Below are 2,176 nucleotides of genomic sequence, written 5' to 3'. Positions count from 1 at the left end.
CGAGGATTGCTATATACGAACATCCAGCTGCTTAATGTATCTGCAACTTCTCCTTCAACACTTCCGTCAATGTTTGCGAAAAATTGATGCCTTCTTTTTCCGCGAGAGCATTGACGTAATTCGGAATCGTCAAAGTTTTCTTGATCATTTTCGTATTTTCCTTGAGCCTTGCCACTTCGAGATTTGCTTCGATCGGAATCAACAAATCTCCCTTAGAAGTAGAAAATTCATCATATTCGGATGCCGGAGGAAAAGCTTCTTTTTCATCCTCAAGCCAAAGCAGATAACCTTCCAAAGCATCTTTTGCCATGTGGAGGGCATCGGACATGTCATCTCCGCTGGTGAACAGCTCCGGTAAATCCGGAAACGATATATTGAATTGCGTTCCTTCGGGATTAAAAATCGCATAATACAATACCATAAGGATACTTCCTTTCTATTTTTGAATAAATTAAGAAGGCGAGGGGTTACTTCAACCCCGCTTGCTTGAGGATGCTGTGCACTGTACCTTTTGGTAAATCCTTTTTTGGATGCGGTACTGTAACGCGCCCAGGTTTTAGTAGGTGTCTAAATTGGTGGTGACTGCCTCTTATATTAACTAATACCCAACCGTCACTCATGATTATCGAAATCAATTCCCTTGAGTCCATAGTAAGCCTCTTTCTTCATACGTAATATAGTACGTATTTTTGTTGTTGTCAAATAGAACCTACCATAAACATACGAAGTTCACTTCGAATAGATACAGGGTGTGAAGAAGTATCGCTAAATCACGGTTGCCGATTTTTCATCAATGAGCACGCTGGCTCAAATGATTGTACCAGTCGAGAGGAATGGTAGCGACTCGTAATGTATTAGCGCCTGCTCATACGGTCCGAATCTGCCAAAAAAAGAACCTCTACAAGAAATGCATGCATAATAGCATTTCTTGTGAGGTTCTCCTTAACATTATCTGGTACTTTTTCTCTTAATCAGCCGGCACAAATTGGCTCAGCGCTTCTTCTTGTTCCGCAAGTGTCCGTGTGTAATAGCGGAAACCTTTGTCCAGTTGGCGGATTTCGTTCATTTCTTCCTCAGTCAATTCAAAATCGAAAATGTCGATGTTCTCTTTGATGTGCACTGGATTTGATGATTTAGGGAAAACAATGATGCCTTCCTGTATATGCCAGCGCAGGATGATCTGGGCGTTCGTTTTCCCGTATTTTTCTGCCAATTTCGTGAAAACGGGCTCTTCGATAAGAGCCGCATCCCCATGTCCCAGCGGATACCAGCTTTCAATGACTGTGTTATAAGGGGCGATCCGTTTCTTCAGATCATTTTGTTGATAGTAAGGGTGGCATTCGACCTGTAAAACAGATGGATTGATCGTTGCGGCAGCGAGTACTTCTTCCAAACGTTCGGATTCGAAATTGCTCAAACCGATGCTCTTCACTTTACCTTCAGCGACAGCTTTTTCCATATCTTTCCAAGCACCCAGATAGTCACCAAATTGTTGATGCAGCAACAAAAGGTCGATGTATTCCGTCTGCAGACGCTCCAGCATTTTGTCGATGGCTTTTGCCGTCTTGCCTTCGCCGTATTCGCTTGGCCACAGTTTCGTCGTGATCCAGATTTCTTCTCTCGGAATGCCGCTCTCTTTCACCGCTTGCCCAACTCCGCGCTCGTTTTGGTAAGCATGCGCGGTATCGATGTGGCGATAGCCTAATTTGAAGGCTTCCAAACAAGCTTCTTTAGTTTTCTCATCTCCCGGAATCTGGAAGACACCCAGTCCGAATTGCGGGATTTTGTTTCCGTCGTTCAACGTGATATACGTTTGTTCCATAGTATTTTCCTCCATCACTTTATTTGGTAAGTCTACTTTAAACCTTGGAGTGCACTCCAAGTCAAATGTTATCCTGTTTTTTTCAATGTTTTTTATCCAAAGAAATCAAGCAGTTGAAGGAAACTTCTGTCGATGTTCCAAAGTTAAAATCTCCCCAGCCAGTCGAAATAGGCCTATAAAAATTAACCCATCATTCAGTTTTTTCTTTGAAGATGATAGGTTTGTTGCGAATTCTTAGCATTTCTTGTCAACGCTTTTTGCCAATGAATCCTACAACAAAGCCAAATCAGAGTTGAATTTTACGTTCTTATCATGTAATGTGACGAGTGTGTTCTCATTTTGTGAACAAACGAG

General features: G+C 42.3%; 3 protein-coding genes. All 3 read right to left on the bottom strand.

All coding sequences use genetic code 11. The annotated features are described in order from the left end of the window. Window positions 1–31 precede the first annotated feature (31 nt). Window positions 32–421, bottom strand: a complete 390-nt coding sequence (locus tag WBV27_RS05035) for a type II toxin-antitoxin system HicB family antitoxin (protein WP_424199988.1) — start codon at window positions 419–421, stop codon at window positions 32–34. A gap of 46 nt (window positions 422–467) precedes the next feature. Next, window positions 468–650, bottom strand: coding sequence for a type II toxin-antitoxin system HicA family toxin (locus tag WBV27_RS05030; protein ID WP_424199986.1), 183 nt, complete (start codon window positions 648–650; stop codon window positions 468–470). Window positions 651–967: 317 nt separating this feature from the next. After that, window positions 968–1,822 carry an aldo/keto reductase gene (locus WBV27_RS05025; protein ID WP_424199984.1) on the bottom strand — a complete coding sequence of 285 codons (855 nt, stop codon included), beginning with the start codon at window positions 1,820–1,822 and terminating at the stop codon, window positions 968–970. Window positions 1,823–2,176: the final 354 nt, after the last annotated feature.

Source organism: Trichococcus sp., from assembly GCF_049589555.1.
Lineage (GTDB): Bacteria > Bacillota > Bacilli > Lactobacillales > Aerococcaceae > Trichococcus.
Note: the sequence above shows the minus strand (reverse complement) of the source record. Positions and strands in the feature narration are given on the sequence as shown.

What these genes read in the sequence shown, in the direction of transcription:
- WBV27_RS05035 (WP_424199988.1), bottom strand. Translation starts at nt 421, where the DNA reads ATGGTATTGTATTATGCGATTTTTAATCCCGAAGGAACGCAATTCAAT.
- WBV27_RS05030 (WP_424199986.1), bottom strand. Translation starts at nt 650, where the DNA reads ATGGACTCAAGGGAATTGATTTCGATAATCATGAGTGACGGTTGGGTA.
- WBV27_RS05025 (WP_424199984.1), bottom strand. Translation starts at nt 1,822, where the DNA reads ATGGAACAAACGTATATCACGTTGAACGACGGAAACAAAATCCCGCAA.